2 protein-coding genes and 1 pseudogene are annotated in these 3,564 nt (G+C 68.8%); 1 reads left to right on the plus strand and 2 read right to left on the minus strand.

Annotated features, from left to right (window positions below; all coding sequences use genetic code 11):
* Window positions 1–66 precede the first annotated feature (66 nt).
* A pseudogene (locus FHG71_RS22850) lies at window positions 67–1,326 on the plus strand (glycine cleavage T C-terminal barrel domain-containing protein); the annotation flags it as partial.
* A gap of 90 nt (window positions 1,327–1,416) precedes the next feature.
* Here the strand turns inward: FHG71_RS22850 and FHG71_RS22855 are convergent.
* Both FHG71_RS22855 and FHG71_RS22860 read right to left on the minus strand, forming a co-directional pair.
* A complete protein-coding gene (locus FHG71_RS22855; protein WP_139084088.1) occupies window positions 1,417–2,913 on the minus strand; it encodes an amidase in 1,497 nt (498 codons plus the stop codon).
* Between the two features lie 202 nt (window positions 2,914–3,115).
* On the minus strand, window positions 3,116–3,412 hold the full coding sequence (locus FHG71_RS22860; RefSeq protein WP_139084090.1) for a putative quinol monooxygenase: 297 nt from the start codon (window positions 3,410–3,412) through the stop codon (window positions 3,116–3,118).
* Between the last annotated feature and the right edge of the window lie 152 nt (window positions 3,413–3,564).

The raw sequence follows: 3,564 nt of genomic DNA on the forward strand, positions 1-3,564 counted from the left end.
TCTCGCTAGCCCAGCATGCCCCCACGAACTATCATTGACCCCGGAACCGTGATCGGGGGCTGGCCAGAGCGGGTGACGGAGACGCTGGGCCTCCTCTAAGCCGACCACTTCCCCTACCGTCAGCCGGCCACCGCGCGGGGCGTGCGGCGCAGCCCGCTGCACGAGCACCTTAAGGCGCGCGGGGCCGTGTTCGGCGAGACCGCCGGATGGGAGCGGGCCAACTGGTTCGCCCGGAACGGGCAGGAGCGCGAGTACCGCTACACCTGGGCCCGCCAGAACTGGTTCGAAAACCAGCGCGAGGAGCACATGGCATTGCGCACCGGCGTGGGCCTCCTCGACATGTCGTCCTTCGGCAAGATCCGCGTGGAAGGCCCAGGGGCGCTTCCGTTCCTCCAGCGGGTCTGCGCAGGCCAGATCGACGTGGCCGTGGCACGGATTGTCTACACGCCGATGCTGAACGCCCGCGGTTGTATCGAGAGCGACCTGACGGTGACGCGCCTGTCCGAGACGGCGTTCCTGCTCGTGGTGCCGGGCGCGACGCTGCAGCGCGACCTGGCTTGGCTGCGGCGGCACCTCGGGGATGATCTGGCCGTCATCACTGACGTGACCGCGGCCGAAGCCGTGCTGCCGCTCATGGGGCCAAAGGCGCGCGAGGTGCTGGCCGCCGTGTCGCCCAACGACTTCTCCAATGAGGCCTTCCCGTTCGGGACCGCGCGAGAGGTCGAGATCGGCATGGGTCTGGCACGCGCACACCGCATGACCTACGTGGGCGAGCTCGGCTGGGAGCTGTACGTCTCCTCTGATCAGGCTGCGCATGTCTGGGAAGTGCTAGTGGAGGCAGGCGAGTCCTTGGGGCTCAAGCTCTGCGGCCTGCATGCGATGGACAGTTGCCGGATCGAGAAGGCTTACCGGCACTGGGGCCACGACATCACGGACGAGGACCACGTACTCGAGGCAGGCCTGGGTTTCACGGTCAAGATGGCGAAGGGCGACTTTCTCGGACGCGAGGCCGTCCTGAGGAAGCGCGAAGCCGGCCTGTCGCGCCGGCTCATGCAGTTCCGCCTGACCGACCCCGAGTCGCTTCTGTTCCACAACGAGCCCATCCTCCGGGACAACCGCATCGTGGGCCAGCTCTCATCGGGCAACTACGGACATGCGCTGGGAGGAGCGATGGGCCTGGGCTACGTGCCTTGCCGCGAGCCCGGCGAGCCCGAGGCTGAGATGCTGGCCTCCCGCTATCAGGTCGAAGTGGCCGGACGGCTGGTGGAGGCTCAGGCGAGCCTGACGCCGATGTATGATCCCAGATCCGAGCGGGTCAGGGCCTGACGGCGTCACTGCCCGCGGTTCTCGATCCAGGCATCGATGATCTTCGCTGTCACCGCGAGGCTTTCAAGCCGTCGCTTCGGGCTGCGGGGTTCACTCGACAGAAGTCATGGGCTCATCCGTCTGACCTTCTTCCCTCATCCAGCGTTCGGACCTGGCCAGGCCCTGCCAGCCCACGGCCGCCTCGACGTTCCTGGCCATATGCAGGACGAGGGCGTCATCTCCGGGCCGGCCCGCGAACTGCACCGCCACCGGCAAGCCGCGGTCGCTGACCGTCACGGGCAGTACCGCCGCGGGCTGCCCGGCCAGGTTGGCCGGCGTGGCGAACGGCGCAAAGCCATAGCCGCGCTCGATCCATCGCCCGAGGTCACGACCACATGCCTCGAAGGTCAGCAAGCCGAGTAGCGGGGGGTCCTCGCTCAGCGCGGGGGAAAGCACGAGGTCGAGCCCCTCCATCGAGCGCCCGATGGCCTGCGCGGCCGCTGTCATGGCAAGGCGGGCCCGGAGATGGTCGAGGGCGGAAAGATCCTCGGCCAGTTCGAGTAGCGCCCAGGTCATGGGCTCGAGCTCATCTCGGCGCGGCTCGCGCCCGATCTCCTTGGCCCGCTCGCGCACGAGATGCAGGACGTCAGGCGTCCAGAGTGCGTCGAACCAGGCGCCCCCTCCAGCTTCGGGCGGGTAGCCATAAGGCTCGACCCGGCGCCCCATCGCTTCGATCAGCTCGGCGACGTGCTCGACCGCGGCGACCTGCGCCGCGCTGGCCCGGCGGCCGAAGGCGTCCTCGACCGTCACCCCGATCCGCAGGGGCGCGAGCGGCGCGTCAAGCGCGGCCAGGAACCCGCCCGGGGGCGGCCGACGTCCAAGCCGCGTGCCCGCGTCCGGTCCGGCCGTAAGGTCGAGGGCGGCGGCGCTGTCGCGCACGGTGCGCGTGAGCACGTGGTCGGCGTCGAGCCCGCCCGCGATCTCCTCCCACCAGGGGCCTAGCGGGTTGAGCCCCACCGAGGGCTTGAAGCCGAACACGCCGCAGCATGCAGCAGGGATGCGAATGGAGCCGCCGAGGTCGGTGCCGTGCGCGAGTGGCACCATCCCTGCCGATACGGCCGCTGCGGCCCCACCGCTGGAGCCACCGACGGTGGCGCCCAGGCTCCAGGGATTGCGGCAGGGGCCATAGGCCAAGGGCTCCGTCGTGAAATCGGCCGCGAATTCGGGCGTGTTCGTGGTCCCGAGGATGACAAGCCCGGCCTCGCGCCAACGCCGCACCAGGGTGCTGTCTCCCCTGGGGGTTGCGCCAGCAAAGAAGCGTGAAGCGAAGCGCGTGGGCAGCGCCGAGGAGTAGAGGTTCACGTCCTTGAGGAGGAAGGGCACGCCCCAGAGCGGCCCCGGCGCCTCGGGCCGTTCCCGATCCATCCGGTCGGCCTCGGCCCGGGCCGCGACGAAGCGCTCGTCCACTACGGCGTTCAGATGCGGGTTGAGCCGCTCAATCGTGTCGATGGCGGCATCCACCGCCTCCCGCACCGACAGCTCCCGTCGGGCGATCCGGGCAGCCAGCCCGAGGCCATCCTCGGCGGCAAGGTCGTCGGGAGTGATCATAGGCAGGCTCTGGTTTGATTAAGGTAAGGCCGGGGCAACGCAAGACCGCTCCGGGCCGAATGGATGGAGCAAGGTTGGGCTGGGAACAACAAGCGTTGACTACATGGCCAAGATCACCTCCACTGCGGGGTCCGGGCTCGCCCTTGCAAGCCGTTACTGCGGTGCCCGAAGAACAAAGGATGCAGGGCGCGCCGCTTCAGTCTCACTCGAGCGCCACTGGCCGGTAGTGGCGCATCTCAGCTATGTCGGGCACGAACGGCCGTACCAACGCCAGGAACGGCGGAAAGTGCGGCCCTCGGCGGAAGCCCTGAAGGTGAGCCTCGGCCGAACTCCAGGTCAGCCGCACGATGACGGCGCCCGGGTCCACCTCGCACACGGCCACTTCCTGGGACAGGCACTCGGGCGCGGCGCGCAGGTGAATGGCAGCGGCGCGGTACGCGTCCATGATGGCTTGCGCACGGCGCGGCTCGGCTTGGTAGCGGATGTACTCAACGATCATGCGAGCGCACCTCCGTCGTCGAAGGTTGCCCGCCGTCGGGTGCTGATCAACTACCCGGGCGGGCAGGTCTCAAGGCGCGATCTGTTGATCAGCATGGAATAAGGACCCCGCTTCCGGGGTGATCGGCGTCCAAACGGGACCCCTTTGGCGCA

It is taken from the genome of Rubellimicrobium roseum (assembly GCF_006152145.1).
Lineage (GTDB): Bacteria > Pseudomonadota > Alphaproteobacteria > Rhodobacterales > Rhodobacteraceae > Rubellimicrobium > Rubellimicrobium roseum.

Bases quoted from the DNA above. Each gene is read 5' to 3' on its own strand.
- FHG71_RS22855 (WP_139084088.1), bottom strand. From the start codon at position 2,913: ATGATCACTCCCGACGACCTTGCCGCCGAGGATGGCCTCGGGCTGGCT.
- FHG71_RS22860 (WP_139084090.1), bottom strand. From the start codon at position 3,412: ATGATCGTTGAGTACATCCGCTACCAAGCCGAGCCGCGCCGTGCGCAA.